This window comes from Rossellomorea aquimaris, from assembly GCF_003315075.1.
In the GTDB taxonomy this organism is placed as follows: domain Bacteria; phylum Bacillota; class Bacilli; order Bacillales; family Bacillaceae_B; genus Rossellomorea; species Rossellomorea aquimaris_C.
Window position 1 is genome coordinate 109,090 of sequence record NZ_QNRJ01000005.1, and the last position, 17,195, is coordinate 126,284.

The 17,195-nt window shown below is 46.0% G+C and carries 13 protein-coding genes; 3 read left to right on the plus strand and 10 right to left on the minus strand.

Annotation, left to right across the window (positions count from 1 at the left end):
• Positions 1 to 119 precede the first annotated feature (119 nt).
• The 5 genes from DET59_RS08505 to DET59_RS08525 form a co-directional block, all read right to left on the minus strand.
• Positions 120 to 1,259 carry an acyl-CoA dehydrogenase gene (locus tag DET59_RS08505; RefSeq protein WP_113969263.1) on the minus strand — a complete coding sequence of 380 codons (1,140 nt, stop codon included), beginning with the start codon at positions 1,257 to 1,259 and terminating at the stop codon, positions 120 to 122.
• Positions 1,260 to 1,428: 169 nt separating this feature from the next.
• Positions 1,429 to 2,565: an acyl-CoA dehydrogenase gene (locus DET59_RS08510; protein WP_113969264.1), complete on the minus strand. Its 1,137-nt coding sequence runs from the start codon at positions 2,563 to 2,565 to the stop codon at positions 1,429 to 1,431.
• Between the two features lie 29 nt (positions 2,566 to 2,594).
• Positions 2,595 to 3,446: a 3-hydroxybutyryl-CoA dehydrogenase gene (locus DET59_RS08515; protein ID WP_113969265.1), complete on the minus strand. Its 852-nt coding sequence runs from the start codon at positions 3,444 to 3,446 to the stop codon at positions 2,595 to 2,597.
• A gap of 135 nt (positions 3,447 to 3,581) precedes the next feature.
• Entirely contained in the window at positions 3,582 to 4,769 is a 1,188-nt protein-coding gene (locus DET59_RS08520; protein ID WP_113969266.1) for an acetyl-CoA C-acetyltransferase, read from the minus strand.
• A gap of 339 nt (positions 4,770 to 5,108) precedes the next feature.
• Positions 5,109 to 7,226, minus strand: a complete 2,118-nt coding sequence (locus DET59_RS08525; RefSeq protein WP_044340580.1) for a 4Fe-4S dicluster domain-containing protein — start codon at positions 7,224 to 7,226, stop codon at positions 5,109 to 5,111.
• Between the two features lie 304 nt (positions 7,227 to 7,530).
• On the opposite strand from DET59_RS08525, the gene cls reads away from it, so the two are divergent.
• Positions 7,531 to 8,736 (plus strand): cardiolipin synthase, encoded by a 1,206-nt coding sequence (cls, locus tag DET59_RS08530; RefSeq protein ID WP_113969267.1) that lies wholly within the window; start codon positions 7,531 to 7,533, stop codon positions 8,734 to 8,736.
• A gap of 11 nt (positions 8,737 to 8,747) precedes the next feature.
• On the plus strand, positions 8,748 to 9,701 hold the full coding sequence (gene uvsE / locus DET59_RS08535; RefSeq protein WP_113969268.1) for a UV DNA damage repair endonuclease UvsE: 954 nt from the start codon (positions 8,748 to 8,750) through the stop codon (positions 9,699 to 9,701).
• A 115-nt stretch (positions 9,702 to 9,816) separates the two neighbouring features.
• Here the strand turns inward: uvsE and DET59_RS08540 are convergent, their stop codons facing one another.
• The 5 genes from DET59_RS08540 to speE form a co-directional block, all read right to left on the minus strand.
• Entirely contained in the window at positions 9,817 to 9,996 is a 180-nt protein-coding gene (locus tag DET59_RS08540; RefSeq protein ID WP_113969269.1) for a XapX domain-containing protein, read from the minus strand.
• Between the two features lie 103 nt (positions 9,997 to 10,099).
• A complete protein-coding gene (gene argS / locus DET59_RS08545) occupies positions 10,100 to 11,770 on the minus strand; it encodes an arginine--tRNA ligase (RefSeq protein ID WP_113969270.1) in 1,671 nt (556 codons plus the stop codon).
• Positions 11,771 to 11,774: 4 nt separating this feature from the next.
• On the minus strand, positions 11,775 to 12,212 hold the full coding sequence (locus DET59_RS08550) for a YwiB family protein (protein ID WP_258549616.1): 438 nt from the start codon (positions 12,210 to 12,212) through the stop codon (positions 11,775 to 11,777).
• A 208-nt stretch (positions 12,213 to 12,420) separates the two neighbouring features.
• Entirely contained in the window at positions 12,421 to 13,293 is an 873-nt protein-coding gene (speB, locus tag DET59_RS08555) for an agmatinase (protein WP_113969272.1), read from the minus strand.
• 123 nt (positions 13,294 to 13,416) lie between these two features.
• A complete protein-coding gene (gene speE / locus DET59_RS08560) occupies positions 13,417 to 14,247 on the minus strand; it encodes a spermidine synthase (protein ID WP_044340587.1) in 831 nt (276 codons plus the stop codon).
• Positions 14,248 to 14,894: 647 nt separating this feature from the next.
• Between speE and DET59_RS08565 the strand changes: the two genes are divergently transcribed.
• Positions 14,895 to 16,961 (plus strand): transglycosylase domain-containing protein, encoded by a 2,067-nt coding sequence (locus DET59_RS08565; protein WP_113969273.1) that lies wholly within the window; start codon positions 14,895 to 14,897, stop codon positions 16,959 to 16,961.
• Positions 16,962 to 17,195: the final 234 nt, after the last annotated feature.

The window sequence follows — 17,195 nt, forward strand, 5'->3', positions numbered from 1 at the left end:
TGATAAGAACCCCTTTACGCCACGAAGCATCTCAGAATCCATCGGGTGCCTGACACGCTTCAGGACGACCAGGAGATTCTCTTAAAAAAAATCCCACACACACAATCCCATTCAGATACCTACTTCGTCACCATCCGCGAAATAACCAACCTCTGAATCTCCTGCGTCCCCTCATAAATCTGCGTAATCTTCGCATCACGCATATAACGCTCTACCGGATAGTCTTTTGTATAACCATATCCACCAAAGATCTGAACCGCTTCCGTTGTCACTTTCATCGCTGTATCCCCGGCCATCAGCTTCGACATCGCCGATTCTTTTCCGTACGGAAGACCTTCTGACTCAAGCCACGCAGCTTGATACGTTAATAGACGGGAAGCTTCGATGGACGTCGCCATATCCGCGATTTTGAATGAAATCCCCTGGTTCGCTGCAATCGGCTTCCCGAATTGCTCACGCTCTTTTGCATACTCGACAGACGCATCAAGGGCTCCCTGCGCAATCCCCACCGCTTGAGCAGCAATTCCGTTTCGGCCGCCATCCAGTGTCATCATGGCAATCTTGAATCCATCGCCTTCGTTCCCAAGCATATTCTCTTTTGGTACCTTACAATCTTCAAATACGATTTCAGTCGTTGGCGATGAACGGATCCCCAGCTTCTTCTCTTTCTTTCCTACAGAGAATCCTTCATATTCTTTCTCTACGATGAACGCACTCGTTCCACGCTGGCGCTGAGAAGGATCTGTCAGAGCGAATACGATATACGTATCGGCGATTCCACCGTTCGTGATGAAAATTTTAGAGCCGTTCAATACGTAGTGATCACCTTCTAAACGGGCCGTCGTTTTCATACCGCCTGCATCCGAACCTGAACCCGGCTCAGTCAATCCGTAAGCCCCGATTTTCTCACCTTGTGCCATTGGACGAAGGTACTTCTGCTTTTGCTCTTCTGTCCCGAATTTATATACAGGCCAGCCTGCTAAAGACGTATGGGCGGAAAGAGTCACTCCCGTAGACGCACACACTCTTGATAGCTCTTCAACGGCGATACAGTATGCCAGGTAGTCGCTCCCGATTCCACCGTACTCTTCCGGCCAAGGAATCCCCGTCAGGCCAAGCTCAGCCATCTTCTTAAACAAATCCATATCGAAGCGCTCTTCCTCATCACGCTCGGCAGCAGTCGGTGCCACCTCATTCCGCGCAAAATCACGCACCATCTTACGTATCATTTCATGCTCTTCCGATAATTTAAAATTCATCTCGTTTCCTCCTCTTATCATCTACATACCGGGTCTGGCACCCTTACGAGTCAGGAGATGCCACAAACCCCTTTACGCCACGAAACATCACTATCAAGATCGGGTGCCTGACACGCTTCAGAATGTATGCCTAAAGACACTCCACCAAAACCTCAAGCTCCCCATCCCACTAAACCAGCAAATTCTTCCCAATCACCATTCTCTGAATCTCACTCGTACCCTCATAGATCTCCGTCACCTTCGCATCACGGAACAAACGCTCAACCGGATATTCCTTCGTATAGCCATATCCACCGTATACCTGAATGGCTTCCGTTGAGACTTCCACCGCTGTTTTTGAAGCAAAGAGCTTAGCCATGCTCGCTTCTTTTCCACATGAAATATTGTTCGAACGAAGATTGGCCGCACGGTACACAAGAAGCTTCGATCCTTCAACGGCCGTCGCCATATCAGCAAGCTTGAATCCGATCCCCTGTTGGGCTGCGATAGGCTTACCGAATTGTACGCGCTCTTTGGCATAAGCGGTGGAATAGTCGAAAGCCGCTTCAGCGATTCCCAATGCCTGCGCTGCGATCCCGATCCTGCCGACATCGAGATTCGCCATGGCGATCTTGAAGCCTTCCCCTTCTTGACCCAGAAGGTTATCAGCCGGGACTTTCATATCTTCAAAGGTCAACTGAACCGTTCTCGAACCGTGGAGACCCATTTTATGTTCGTCTTTTCCAATCACAAGACCCGGTGTATCTTTCTCTACGATGAAGGCTGATACTCCCCGGCTCCCTTTGGACGGGTCCGTTGCCGCAAAGACAATATACGTATCCGCTTCGCCACCATTCGTAATAAAGACTTTTGATCCGTTTAAAACGTAGTGATCGCCACGTTTTTCGGCTTTCGTTTTCAAGCTTTTCGCATCCGAACCTGCACTGGGTTCCGTCAGGCAGAAAGCGCCTAAATATTCCCCGGTCGCAAGCTTGGGAAGATACTTTTGTTTCTGATCTTCGTTTCCGAAATATAGAATCGGATTGGTTCCTACTGAAGTATGCACAGACAGGATCACGCCGATGGTTGCGCTTACTTTGGACAGCTCATGAATGGCAATGATATAGGAGGTGAAATCCATTTCAGAGCCGCCATATTTCTCAGGAATCGTGATTCCCATCAGGCCAAGTTCCGCCATTTTATTTAAAATCTCTCTCGGGAATTGTCCTTCTTCCATCTTCTCTATAAACGGCTGGATTTCCGTTTCGGCAAAATCCCGTACCATCTTTCTCATCATCTGTTGCTCTTCCGTGAATCGTATCTCCATGAATGGTTCCTCCCTGATGTTCGTCGTTATTACTCGTATGAATAGAAACCGCGGCCTGTTTTACGTCCCAACCAGCCTGCTTTCACATATTTCCTAAGTAGCGGACATGGGCGATATTTGTCATCACCGAAGCCTTCGTGCAGTGTTTCCATGATGTAAAGGCATGTATCAAGCCCGATGAAGTCTGCCAGAGTAAGAGGACCCATTGGATGATTCATACCGAGCTTCATCACTTCATCAATCGCCTCTTTACTCGCCACCCCTTCATACAGCGTGTAGATCGCTTCGTTGATCATCGGCATCAGGATGCGATTGGAGACGAATCCAGGAAAGTCCTCTACTTCAACCGGAACTTTGTGAAGGGATTTCGTCATGTCTTCGATCACTTGATACACTTCATCCGTCGTCGCAAGCCCGCGAATGATTTCAACCAGCTTCATGACCGGTACAGGGTTCATAAAGTGCATTCCGATCACTTGCTGGGGACGCTTCGTCGCTGCAGCGATTTCTGTAATCGGTAGTGAAGAAGTGTTAGATGCAAGGATCGTGTGCTCCGGAGTTATTTCATCCAGTTGAGCAAAGATTTTTGTTTTGATATCCATGTTTTCCACCGCTGCCTCGATGACAAGGTCTACTTGCTTCGCGTCGTTGATATCCGTTGAAGCCGTTAAACGGTTCACAGTGGCTGTTTTATCTTCTTCTGACATTCTTCCTTTTTCAACGGAGCGCGTCAGGTTCTTTGTGATCACGCCGATTCCCTTTTGGACAAACTCCTCTTTCAAATCGTTCAGGTAGACATCGAATCCTGCTTGTGCACACACTTGAGCGATTCCTGATCCCATTTGCCCTGCCCCGATGACCATTACTTTTTTGATGTTCATTTTGTTCTCCCCTTTGTTATAGCTAACACTAGTAATCTAGTTAGAAGTTGAATTTGTGTTGTTTAACAGCTGAAACCTTAAAATCGAATAGCAAACCAAGCACCTTTGTACCTGGTACAACAATGTGCTATCCCCCTACTGCTTCGCCACTTCGATCATGATCGCATCCCCTTGACCGCCGCCGCTGCAGATCGATGCAATTCCTACACCGCCTCCGCGACGCTTCAGTTCGTATGCGAGCGTCAGGATGATACGCGCTCCGCTTGCTCCGATCGGATGACCAAGGGCCACTGCTCCACCGTTTACATTGACTTTTTCCGGGTCCAATCCAGCGATTTTCCCGCTTGTCAGGGCCACAGCTGCGAATGCTTCGTTAATTTCGAACAGGTCGATTTCTTCAAGTGATTTGCCTGTTTTCTTCAGCAGCTCATTGATGACGAGTCCCGGTGTTTGCGGGAAGTCCTTTGCTTCGACGGCAATGGCTGTATGTCCAAGGATGGTGGCTAATGGCTGCTTCCCTTCTTTTGCAGCTCTCTCTTCACTCATGAGTACCATGGCTGCCGCCCCGTCGTTGACCCCTGGTGCGTTCCCGGCTGTGATCGTTCCTTCCGATCCGAAGACAGGACCTAACTTGGCCAGAGCTTCGATGGACGTTTCTTTTCGCGGGGCTTCATCTTTACTGACTACTACTGGTTCCCCTTTGCGCTGTGGTACTTCCACCGCGACGATTTCTTCACCCAGAATGCCTGAATCTGTCGCTTTCAGAGCGCGTTCATGGCTTCTTAATGCCCACCCGTCCTGCTCTTCTCTTGATAGTTCAAATTCCTTCGCTGTCTCATTTCCGTACGTTCCCATGTGGACATGGTTGAAGCTGCATGTCAATCCGTCGTGAACCATTAAGTCCTTCACCTGAGAATCACCCATCTTGAAGCCCCAGCGAGCTTTCGGAAGGATGTACGGTGCATTGGACATGGATTCCATTCCGCCTGCCACGATGACTTCGCCGTCACCTGCACGGATGATTTGGTCACCCATTGTCACGCTTCGCATTCCTGAAGCACATACTTTGTTGATGGTTTCCGTTTTGACGTTCCACGGCAATCCTGCATGACGGGATGCTTGTCGGGAAGGGATCTGTCCCTGTCCCCCTTGTAAAACAGATCCGAGGATCACTTCCTCTACCTCTTCACCATTTATACCTGATCGTTTCAGGGCTTCCTTCACGGCAAAACCGCCCAGCTCTGAAGCTGTAAAACTGCTTAAGCTTCCACCAAATTTACCGAATGGCGTTCTTGCTCCATCTAAAATAACCGTTTTTCCCATCTCAATCGCTCTCCCTTATATCTGAATGATTTGATTCGACAAAAACAAATTGTATACGCTTTCAACTGTTCTTAAAAAAATAGGACTTACTGATATTCGACTGAACGCTCGCTCAACCAGTCCCCAAAAGAGAAGGGACAGTTTTTGTCCCTTATATACCTTTATTGTACTTCATATTCAGTTAGAACGTAATGATTTTTTAGAAAGTTTTTATTTTTCTATTAAATTTATTATTGTAGAAAAATAATAGGAGTGAAACGCAGGTTGAGGCTTTGGTTTCACTCCTAGATGTTCAACTACTGAGAAGCGACACTCATTATTAAACGGATAATATTCTTTTTACGAAGCAGCCGGCTGATCTTTTTGATCGCCACATACCGCTTTTTCAAGGATTTCTGCCACATCCTGAGTAGAGACGGTTTCTTCTACTTCCTTCGCTTTCGTTCCATCTGAAAGCATCGTCAGGCAGTATGGACAACCCGAGCTGATGACCGATGGGCTGACCTCAAGTGCCTGCTCTGTACGGGAAACGTTCACGCGGTGACCTGCGTCTTCCTCCATCCACATGAGTCCTCCACCTGCTCCACAGCACATACCTTTTTCACGGTTACGTTCCATTTCAACCAACTTCACGCCGGAGATTGATTTCAGGATTTCCCGTGGTGGATCGTATACTTCATTGTAACGTCCCAGGTAACAGGAGTCGTGGAAGGTGATTGTTTCGTTCACTTCGTATTTCGGCTTCAGGCGCCCTTCTTTTACCAGGTCATATAGAAGCTCGGTATGGTGGTACACTTCCGCTTCCAAACCGAAGTCCGGATACTCATTTTTGAAAATGTTATACGCATGCGGATCGATCGTAATGATTTTCTTGATTTCATTCTTTTCGAATTCGGCGATGTTTTGACCTGCAAGCTCCTGGAATAGGAACTCATTACCAAGTCGACGTGGTGTATCACCGGAGTTCTTCTCTTTGTTACCTAAAATTGCGAATTTCACGCCTGCTTCATTCAGCAGCTTGGCAAAGGACAACGCAATTTTTTGGCTGCGGTTATCGAATGAACCCATGGATCCGACCCAGAATAAGTATTCGAAGTCTTCTCCCGCTTTTTTCATTTCTTTCACCGTAGGAATATGAACGTCTTCTCTCGCTTCACGCCAGTTTTCACGTTCTTTACGGTTCAGACCCCAAGGATTCCCTTGGCGTTCGATGTTTTGCATCGCGCGTTGTGCATCTGCATCCATCTTTCCTTCTGTCAGGACCAGGTAACGGCGAAGGTCGATGATTTTATCCACGTGCTCGTTCATGACCGGACATTGGTCTTCACAGTTACGGCACGTTGTACATGCCCAGATTTCTTCTTCTGTGATGACGTCTCCGATCAGGCTAGGGCTGTAAGTAGCTCCTGCAGCCGCTTCTTCCGCTGCTTGAGTCGCACTCGCCATGGCCAGCTGATTCCCTTTCGTGCCATTGAAGGCAAAAGTCGGCACCCACGGCTTTTTCTGTGTAACGACTGCACCGTGATTCGTCAGGTTGTCACGCAGTTTCACGATTAAATCCATTGGGGAAAGCATTTTCCCTGTTCCTGTAGCAGGACACATATTCGTACAACGACCACATTCCACGCATGCGTAGAAGTCGATCATTTGATGTTGCGTGAACTCTTCAATTTTTCCTACCCCGAAGCTTTCGGCTGACTCATCTTCAAAGTCGATGGGCTTCAGCTTTCCAGGATTGTCTAATCGATTGAAGTAGACATTCGCAGGACCTGCGATTAAGTGAGCGTGCTTGGATTGTGGAACATACACAAGGAATGCCAGTAAGAATAGCAGGTGAATCCACCAGGCCACGTAGAAAATGACGATGGAAGCTGTTTCTCCAATGGCTCCAAGTGCTCCTGCAATGAGTGACGCTACAGGCTCTGTCCACGCCAGTTCTTCACCGTGCCAGATAAGGCCCATCCCGTTCCCTACAAGAACCGAGAGCATTAATCCACCGATGAACAGCAGAACCAATCCTGACTTAAATCCTCTCTTTAAACGAACCAATTTTTCCACATAGCGGCGATGGAAGGCCCATACAACCGCTACCAGGATCATGAGTGTGACAAGCTCCTGGAAGAACGTGAATCCGGGATATAACGGCCCCAGTGGCAAGTGACTTCCCGGAGCAAGTCCTTTCCAGATGAAATCGATGGCCCCGAATTGGACTAAAATGAAGCCGTAGAAGAACATGACATGGATTGCTCCACTCTTCTTATCCTTCAAGAGCTTCTTCTGGCCGAAGACATTGACCACGATCTTCTGGAATCGTTCCTTGAATCGCTGGTCGAACTCCACTTTCTTTCCGAGCTTAATATATTCAATTCTCGTCTTTACTACATACACAAACAGACTAAGTGCGTAAACGGTCACAAGAATAAATGCGACCCAATTGAGAATGAGTAACCCATTCATTGAAAAACACTCCCCCTTATTTGGTTCAATTGAACTTCCCCTTTGTTCAAACTTTTACAAACCAAATTAATATTCTGAATAGTTCATATATCCATTATATTATGAATGAGCATTCAGTCAATGGTTTTTAACAAGAAAAATGAAAACCTTTACATGAATAGCCATTCATTCATCGGAAGTAACCAGGACTTTTTGTACCCCCCACAGGTTTCAATACGAATCATTTAAGGTAAAAGAAGAAAGAGTGCAACGTAGGTAAGAATTAAGGACATACTAATGCTAATGCAGATGAGAGAGTGATTATATGTGGTGGTTCATCCTACTGTTATTAATAGTTGGCGTCATAGGCTGGTTAATGATCGACTTTAAGCTGGGGAGAAGTCGTTTCATCCGGACCCGGACCAGAAGAGATTATGAAAAACGAAATAGCCATATTAAGTTATTTTCCAGAGGTCCCGAGCTTTTTGATCAAATGTTTAAAGAAATGAAAGAAGCCAAGTCTTCCATTCATGTTTTATTCTATATCGTCCAAGATGACCATTTTGCTTTACGGTTTATGGAATTACTGAAGGATAAAGCAAAAGAAGGCGTAGAGGTCCGCTTGTTAATGGATCAGATCGGGAGTCATAATGTGCCTAAATCAAAAGTGAGAATGTTGCGTGACGCTGGTGTGGAAGTGGCCTTCTGTCAAAAAGTCAGTCTCCCCTTCTTATTTTTCTCCTCCCAACAGCGGAATCACCGGAAGATCACGGTCATTGATGGCGTGATTGGGTATTTGGGTGGTTATAACGTCGGGAAAGAATACATTGATGAAAATGACATACCCGAGCTGTCCCCTTGGAGGGATTACCATCTTCGTTTAGAGGGTGAAGGTGTTCACGACTTACAAACAGAATTTTGCATCGATTGGTTCAGGGGGACGAAAAAGGACCTGAGAGACGAAACGAAATACTTTCCTCCGGCTGAAAAAGGGAGCATAACCCATCAGATTTTCCCGACAGAAGGGGTGAATATCGAGGAATTCTTCAAGAAATTCATTGATGATGCCAAAGAGGAAGTCATCATCGGGACTCCTTATTTCATCCCCACTCCCATTTTAATGGAAGCACTAAGTAATGCATTGGATCGTGGCGTCATTGTGAGGATCATCATTCCCAATAATGCCGATCATATGTTAGTGAAGGAAGCCGCGTTCCCTTATTTTAGAACCTTGCTGGCTAAAGGGGCAAAGGTGTATCAATTTATGAACGGATTTTACCATGCCAAGGTAATGATCGTAGACGACTATTTCTGTGATATAGGCACGGCCAATTTTGATAAAAGAAGTTTCTTTATCAATCTTGAAATCAACAATCTTATTTACGACAAAGAATTTATTCACACATTAAAAGAGGAAATGACAAAGGATATGGATGCATCCGACATGCTGAGCGAAAGTGACCTTGCTTCTGTTTCCATACTTACCCGGATAAAGGAACGGATCGCTTCATCCATTTCCATTTTACTTTAGGGGGAAACCACATGAAAGTCCGATTGGGGTTTGTTGCTAATTCCCTCTCCTTATGGGACGCGAGCCCTGCCAAAACCATTACCTACAAACGATATACCGAGCTTCCGAAAGAGGAACGAATGGATCGCTTGCAGGAAGTAACAAGATTAAACCTGGAACATACGAAGCGCATACTGTATCTGTGTGCAGCTCACGAAATTGAACTGTACCGACTATCAAGCTCACTGGTTCCTTTAGCTACTCATCCGGAAGTCGAGTGGGACTTCCATACTCCTTTCAAAAAAGAATGGAGGGAGCTCGGGGATTTGATCAAGAAGTTTGGGATCAGGGCAAGCTTTCACCCCAATCAGTTCACTCTGTTCACCAGTCCCAGGCAGCATGTAACGGATAACGCCGTAAAGGACATGGTTTATCATTACCGCATGCTTGAGTATATGGGAATTGAGGATCACTCTGTCATTAACATTCATATCGGTGGAAGCTATGGTGATAAGGAAGAAACATTGGGACGTTTTCATGAAAATTTGAAAGTTCTCCCGACTCATGTGAAAGAGATCATGACCCTTGAGAACGACGACAAAACCTATACGGTTGAAGAAACATTAGCTGTTTGTCAAAAGGAAAACATCCCCATGGTCCTTGATATCCACCATCACGAGGCCAACCTTAGTGAGAGGCCTTTAGAAGATTATCTTGAAGCGATTTTTGCCACATGGGAAAAGAGAGATCTGGTTCCCAAAATACATATTTCCTCGCCGAAATCGGAAAAAGCATTCCGCTCTCACGCTGATTTGGTCGATGCGGGCTTCGTAGAGGGGTTTTTCAAAACACTCAAGACGTTTGATCAGGACGTTGACTTTATGATTGAAGCAAAGCATAAGGATTTGGCCATGCTTAAGCTGATAGAGGACCTTTCGACGATACGGGGAGTGAAGCGGATTAGCGGCGGGGCTTTGGAATGGTAGAGAAAAGATGGGCACTTTGTTGTTCGTCTTTTTTTATTTTGTCTATTTCAGGATCCGGTAACTTTCAAGATTGATGGAAGCTACCGGAAATGGAATCACTCTACGTATGTAAATTCTATCTGAATACCGATTCAATCCAAGGCTGAATCGCTGTGAAGGCTTTAAAACCAAGATAGATGCCTACGATTCCTGCAATTCCGGCCAAGGCAGGCGGTGCGGGGATCGGAAGCTTAAATAGGGCAAAAATAAATCCAACCAGAAAACCGGTCACAATCGCTAAAATAACTGTTTTCATAACATCCTCCTGAACAATACGTCTTCCTTTATTATACGTTAAAGCTGAAGAAATATAAGAAAAAGGTCCACCCCGAGGGACGGACCTTCTTCATCTATCGTGTTTACATTTTTTCCGGAGCGGCAACTCCGATTAATGCAAGAGCGTTTTGTAATGTGACTCGAACCACTTTTACAAGAGCCAGACGAGCCGTCGTGAGTTCACGGTTTTCTTCATCAAGAACCTTATTGGCATTGTAGAAGCTGTGGAAAGCTGATGCCAGGTCGTTAATGTAGTTCGCCACACGGTGAGGTGTACGTTTATCCGCAGCATCGGCAACCATTTGTGGGAATTCACCTAATTTTTTCAGTAAATCCACTTCTTTTTCCGTCCCGATCAGCTTTAAGTCGATCTTGTCATCTGAAGCGAGTCCCTGCTCCTCTGCTTGACGGAGAATACTACAAATACGCGCATGGGCATATTGTGCGTAATATACAGGGTTTTCGTTGGACTGGGATACCGCTAAGTCCAAATCAAAGTCCATATGCGTATCGGCACTTCTCATGGCAAAGAAATAACGGACGGCATCCAGGCCGACTTCTTCTACAAGCTCACGTAAAGTGACTGCTTTACCTGTACGCTTACTCATCTTCATCTTCTCACCATTTTTATAAAGGTGAACCAGTTGAATCACTTCTACTTCTAATTTTTCACGGTCAAAGCCAAGTGCTTCAATCGCCGCTTTCATACGGGGGATGTATCCGTGGTGGTCAGCACCCCAAATATTGATCAGCACATCATGTCCACGTTCGAATTTATCCTGATGATACGAAATATCCGGAGTCAAGTACGTGTACGTTCCATCATTCTTGATGAGAACACGGTCTTTGTCATCCCCAAGTTCAGTGGAACGGAACCAGGTCGCGCCGTCTTCTTCATAAACGTGACCATTGTTTTTTAATGTTTTTAACGCAGCATCGATTTTACCATTTTCGTATAGGGATGTTTCAGAGTACCACACGTTGAACGGCACACGGAACATTTCCAGGTCCTTTTGAAGCTTGGCCATTTCGATCTTCAGCCCGTACTCACGGAAGAACTTATAGCGCTCTTCGTCACTTACTTCCGCATATTTCGAACCGAATTCTTCCGCCAGCTTCTTCCCGATTCCGATGATGTCCGCGCCATGATATCCATCTTCAGGCATCGCTTTGTCTTCTCCAAGAGCTTGGAAATAACGGGCTTCAACGGAAATCGCCAGGTTATGGATTTGGTTTCCTGCATCATTGATGTAGTATTCACGCGTTACTTTATAGCCTGCTTTTTCAAGAACGTTACATAGGGAATCACCTACAGCCGCTCCACGGGCATGTCCAAGGTGAAGGTCACCTGTCGGATTGGCAGATACAAACTCCACGTTCACTCTCTCGCCATTCCCCGCGTTTGATTGACCATATTCCTGATCTTGATCAAGAATCAATGGAATCAAATCGGTCAGGTATTCATTATTCATGTAGAAGTTAATGAATCCAGGCCCTGCGATCTCCATTTTTTCAATGGAAGCCTTGGACTGGTCGAAGTTCGCCATAATGTCCTCCGCGATCATGCGCGGCGCCTTTTTCGCTACGCGTGCAAGCTGCATCGCCATATTGGTAGAGTAGTCACCGTGGGATTTTTCTTTCGGGATTTCTAGGATAACATCAGGAATCTGATCCTCTGTTGCGAGTCCCGCTTTCAGGACCGCTGCCTTTATTTCGGATTTCAGGTTTTCTTGTACTTTTTCGACAATATTCATGCGTCTATGCTTCCTCCTTATAGTGAATGGACATAACATAATCCCCTACTGGACTGTCTTGCATCTTTAACTCGTATGAAAGGTTGAAATTCCCTTCCAGCTTGGAGTCACTTTGTGTATGTGAAAGTTTCTTTGTTTTGGTTGTAAGTAAGAGAGTACCCATCTGGCTTTCATAAGAACCATTTTGTTCCTCCCGTTCGTTAAAGGCCATTCTCATTTTCACTGCACCGTTTCTGAGAATGAGAGCTTGCTGGTCCGAGACTTTAACAATCGTATGGGTGGTTCCTTCCTCTTGCACCTCATCGTACTTCAGGAAAACGGCATCTCCTTTTTCATAGTATCGACCAAATGATACCAGTTCAAAAGAGTCACTTTCCTCTCCTATTGTGATTTTGGTTTTCAAGTGAACTTTGACAGGGGTGTAATCTGTTTTTGCCGTCAAACCACTCACATCCTTTTCTATATTAGGGTCCGATCAAGTGATAGGTCCGTCCCTCTTTTAGACGTCCCTTCCTTCTAACTAATTAAGTATAAGAAGTATTGTGTGAAAATGCAATGGAACACGGTGAGTTTTCAATTTCGGGAGTGGATGTAAGCGGATTTATGGTAAAAGAAAAGCCCCTTCCGTCAAACAGAAGAGACTGTGCTGTTTATTTTACCCATCCCAGGAGCATCTCGCGAATCAGCTTACTGGCTGTATTGGCTGTTTGCTCTGATGGATCATAGATTGGAGCGACTTCTACAAGGTCTGCACCGACTACATTCACGTCAGAGTGTGCGATGGCATGGATCGATGCCAGTAATTCTCTAGACGTAATCCCGCCGCAATCCACGGTTCCTGTACCAGGAGCGTGGGCAGGGTCCAGCACGTCAATATCAATCGTCACATATACAGGACGTCCTGCAAGCTGCGGAAGAATTTCCTTCAACGGCTCAAGCACTTCGAATTTTGAAATGTGCATGCCGTTTTCTTTCGCCCATTGGAATTCTTCTTTCATCCCGGAACGGATTCCGAAAGAATAGACATTCTTTGGTCCGATATGCTCAGCGATTTTGCGGATTGGAGTGGAATGAGATAATGGCTCCCCTTCATAATCTTCACGAAGATCTGTGTGAGCATCCATATGGATGATCGCAAGGTCCGGGTATTTCTTAGCGACCGCTTTTATGACCGGCCATGAGACCAAGTGCTCTCCGCCCATTCCAAATGGGATTTTTCCGTCGCCAAGAAGACCATCGATATAATCCTCAATCATATCAATGCTTCGCTGCGGGTTACCGAATGGCAATGGAATATCCCCGGCATCAAAGAATTTTACTTCTTCTAGCTCACGGTCAAGATAGGCACTGTACTCTTCCAAACCGATCGAAACTTCACGAATACGAGTCGGGCCAAAGCGGGATCCCGGGCGGTAACTTACCGTCCAATCCATCGGCATACCGTAAAGAACGACCTGGCTATCCTCATACGAAGGATGACTCTTAATAAACACATTACCTGAATAAGCCTCATCAAAACGCATAGTGTTCATCCTCTCTTTTTAGAGGGACGGACCTCTAGGAGGTGCATGGCACCTCCTGAGGCCCGTCCTTACTTGAATTTGTGCAATCTTTATTGAAATTTGAGGTCCGTCCCTCAAATTCCCTTATTTCGTCAGGTCTTTAACGAATTTAGGCAGGGCGAATGCTGCTTTGTGCAGTTCTGGTGTGTAGTATTTTGATTCGATGTCGTGGAATCGATCTTCCGGTACTTCGATTGGGTCGTGCTTTTTTGAACCGATCGTGAAGGCCCATAGTCCGCTTGGGTATGTCGGGATATTCGCTGTGTATAGACGGGTAATCGGGAAGATTTCCTTTACATCGCTTTGTACCTGGCGAATTAGATCTGCTTTGAACCAAGGATTATCACACTGTGCGACAAAGATTCCGTCTTCTTTCAGGGCTTTGGAAATTCCTGCATAGAAACCTTTTGTGAATAGGTTAACCGCTGGCCCGACCGGCTCAGTCGAGTCGACCATAATCACGTCATATTCATTTTCACTTTTCGCGATATGCATGAAGCCATCGTCCACTTGTACGTCCACGCGCTCGTTTTCCAGTTCTCCAGCAATCTCCGGAAGATACTTCTTGGAGTACTCGATCACTTTTCCGTCGATTTCAACAAGAACCGCTTTCTTCACGCTTGGATGCTTTAACACTTCACGGATGACGCCACCGTCTCCGCCACCGACAACCAATACCTTCTCAGGATTAGGGTGTGTGAATAAAGGAACGTGGGCTACCATTTCATGATATACGAACTCGTCTTTTTGACTAGTCATCACCATTCCATCAAGAAATAGCATGTTCCCCCACTCTTCTGTCTCTGCCATTTCAAGATATTGAAAATCCGTTTGCTCTGTATGTAAAGTCTTCTTGATTTTCATCGTGATTCCGAAGTTTTCTGTTTGTTTTTCTGTGTACCAAAGTCCACTCATTGTTTCAACTTCCCTTCTTGTTTTTTAATTTTGGCTATTTCATAAAACTTTGTTACTAAGAGAGTAGTGGTTGATTTCCGCTCCAGGATGCTCGCTTTCCGCGGGGCGGGCGGTGAGCCTCCTCGTCGCTGCGCTCCTGCGGGGTCTCACCTGTCCCGCTATTCCCGCAGGAGTCGAGCACCTTCCGCTCCAATCAACTTCATGATCTTCCGTTGGATTTACAAATTCTTTTTCAAAACAACAATCGTTAGAAAAGATATCGGTTATTACGCAATTTCCGTTCTTCGCTGTATAAATCATATACCACTAGTTTGAGTTTTCACACGTTCTCTTCAGGACAAAATAGATCACTCAGTTAAGCTAAAGCCTGTAATGACGGGCTTTACTCCTATTTATAAAAACGTCCGCAACAGACGTCATTTTTATCCTTCCCTATCATGATAAATACAAACATGAGAAAAAGTATAGTGGAATCTAGCAAAATTTCAAGTGAAATTTTTTCTAAAACTTTGACGTTTAAAAACTCGTAAAACTTTTCATACTGATACTATACGCTAAACATAATATAGGATGTTTACTATTGTCCAATACAATCTAAGGTCCGTCCCTACATTTACGGACCTCGCGAGGAGAAGGTGGGGAGAGGTATGGAACTGATGGCTCGAATGGAGAAAACAAAAAAATATGCCAGGGTGGCAGTCGTTGCAGGTTTATTGGTTTCGGTTTTGATGTTTGCCGGGCTGATCGGAGTTTTAGCATACGCTAAAATTCAGGGGCCCCCTCCGCTTGCCGTGCCTCAATCCACTTTGCTCTACGGTGAGGACGGTTCGGTTATAGGGGAAACGAATACAGGAGAGAAACGCTATTGGGTGAGCCTGAAGGAAATCTCCCCAGCGCTCATCGAAGCGACCATCTCCATTGAAGACAAAAGCTTCTATCAGCACTATGGCTTCGACATCAAACGGATGGCGGGAGCAGCACTTGCCGACTTGAAAGCCATGGCAAAGGTGCAGGGAGCCAGTACCATTTCCCAGCAGTATGCTCGTAATCTATTTTTATCCCATGACAAGACATGGAAAAGAAAGATTTTAGAAGCCCTCTATACGATTCGGATCGAGATGAACTATTCGAAGAAAGAAATTCTGGAAGGCTATTTAAATACCATTTATTATGGTCACGGAGCCTACGGGGTCCAGGCAGCAAGTCAATACTATTTCGGTAAGGACGCCAACCAACTGACCGTTGCGGAAGCCACTATGCTTGCCGGAATTCCGAAAGCACCGACCTACTATTCACCCGTCGCCAATATGGAGAATGCCAAGAAGCGCCAGGAACTGATCCTTCAGTCCATGACCGAGGACGGCTTCATTACAAAAGAACAACAGGCGGCTTCAAAGGCAGCTCCCATTACCATTACAGGGGAACATGCACACCATAAAGCAGAAACGGCCCCTTACTTTCAAGATGTTGTGAAAAGTATTCTGCGCTCTGACCTGGGCATCGAAGAGCGTACCATTGAAATGGGCGGACTGAAGGTATACACAACCCTTGATCCCGACCATCAAAAAGTCGCAGAAAAAGTCGTGAAGGAACAAATCCCTGATGAGTCTGGTATTCAACTGGGCTTTGTATCGATGAACCCAAAGAACGGCCATGTTACAGCGCTTGTCGGAGGAAGAAGCTATGAGGAAAGTCCGTTTAATCGTGCGGTTCAGGCCGTTCGCCAGCCGGGATCAACGATTAAACCGCTCCTGTACTATTCTGCCCTGGAGCAAGGCTTCACCCCGTCTACAACGATGAAAAGTGAGTTAACATCATTCACATTTGATGATGGCAAAGCGAAATACACACCTCATAACTACAACAACAAATATGCAGGGGAAGACATCACCCTCGCTCAGGCCATCGCTCTTTCAGATAATGTGTACGCAGTGAAAACCCACCTTTTCATTGGTCAGGATACCTTAACGAAAACAGCTCAGGATACATTCGGATTAACGACAAAGGTTAAAAAATACCCTTCCTCCGCACTCGGTACATCCGGTGCCAGGGTCATCGATATGGTCAACGCCTACAATATTTTTGCCAACGGCGGCTATAAGGTGAAACCGGTATTCATTACACGTGTGGAAGACTGGTCCGGTAACGTCATTTATGAAAATAAAGCCGTCAAAGAACAAGTTTTGGACCCTGACCAGGCGTATGTCATGACCCATATGCTGAGTGGTATATTTGATCCGAAGCTCAATGATTACTCAACGGTAACGGGTATCCAGATCCGGAAAGACGCCACCCGTCCCTATGCGGGAAAATCAGGTACCACCAACACAGATAACTGGATGATCGGCTACTCACCCCAGCTCACAGCAGGGGTGTGGACCGGCTATGACAAAGAAAAAGAAATCTCCCTGGTCGACGATAAATATGTAGCCAAGAAACTCTGGGTGAATTTCATGGAGCAAGCGCTGAAGGATGAACCCGTCAAAAACTTCAAACCGACGAAAGGCGTCGTCGGCGTAGCCGTGAACCCCCATAACGGGAAACTGGCCACAGAAGACTGTCCCGTCCAGCGCTTCACATACTTTGTTAAAGGAACCGAACCAACCGAATACTGCCATGAACACCTGGGTGAAAATGAGGAACCAAAAGAGAAAGCGCCTGCAAAAAAAGAAGAAAAGCCTTGGTATGAAAAAGTGAAGGATTGGATTTTTTAAACGAAAAGCGGAAGGGGCTCGCCCTGGGGCGACAAGCATAAGACGAGTAACCCGGAAAGGCGCCCTTTGCCTTTTTGGGTTACTCGGCTTATGACCTCGAGCCCCAAGCCCCTGGAGCTGGACATATCGAAAAGCGGAAGGGCTTTGCCCAGAGGCGACAAGCATAATGCGAACCTGCTGAAAAGGCGGGTTTTTGCCTTTTTTGCAGGTTTGACTTATGACCTCGAGCCTCTA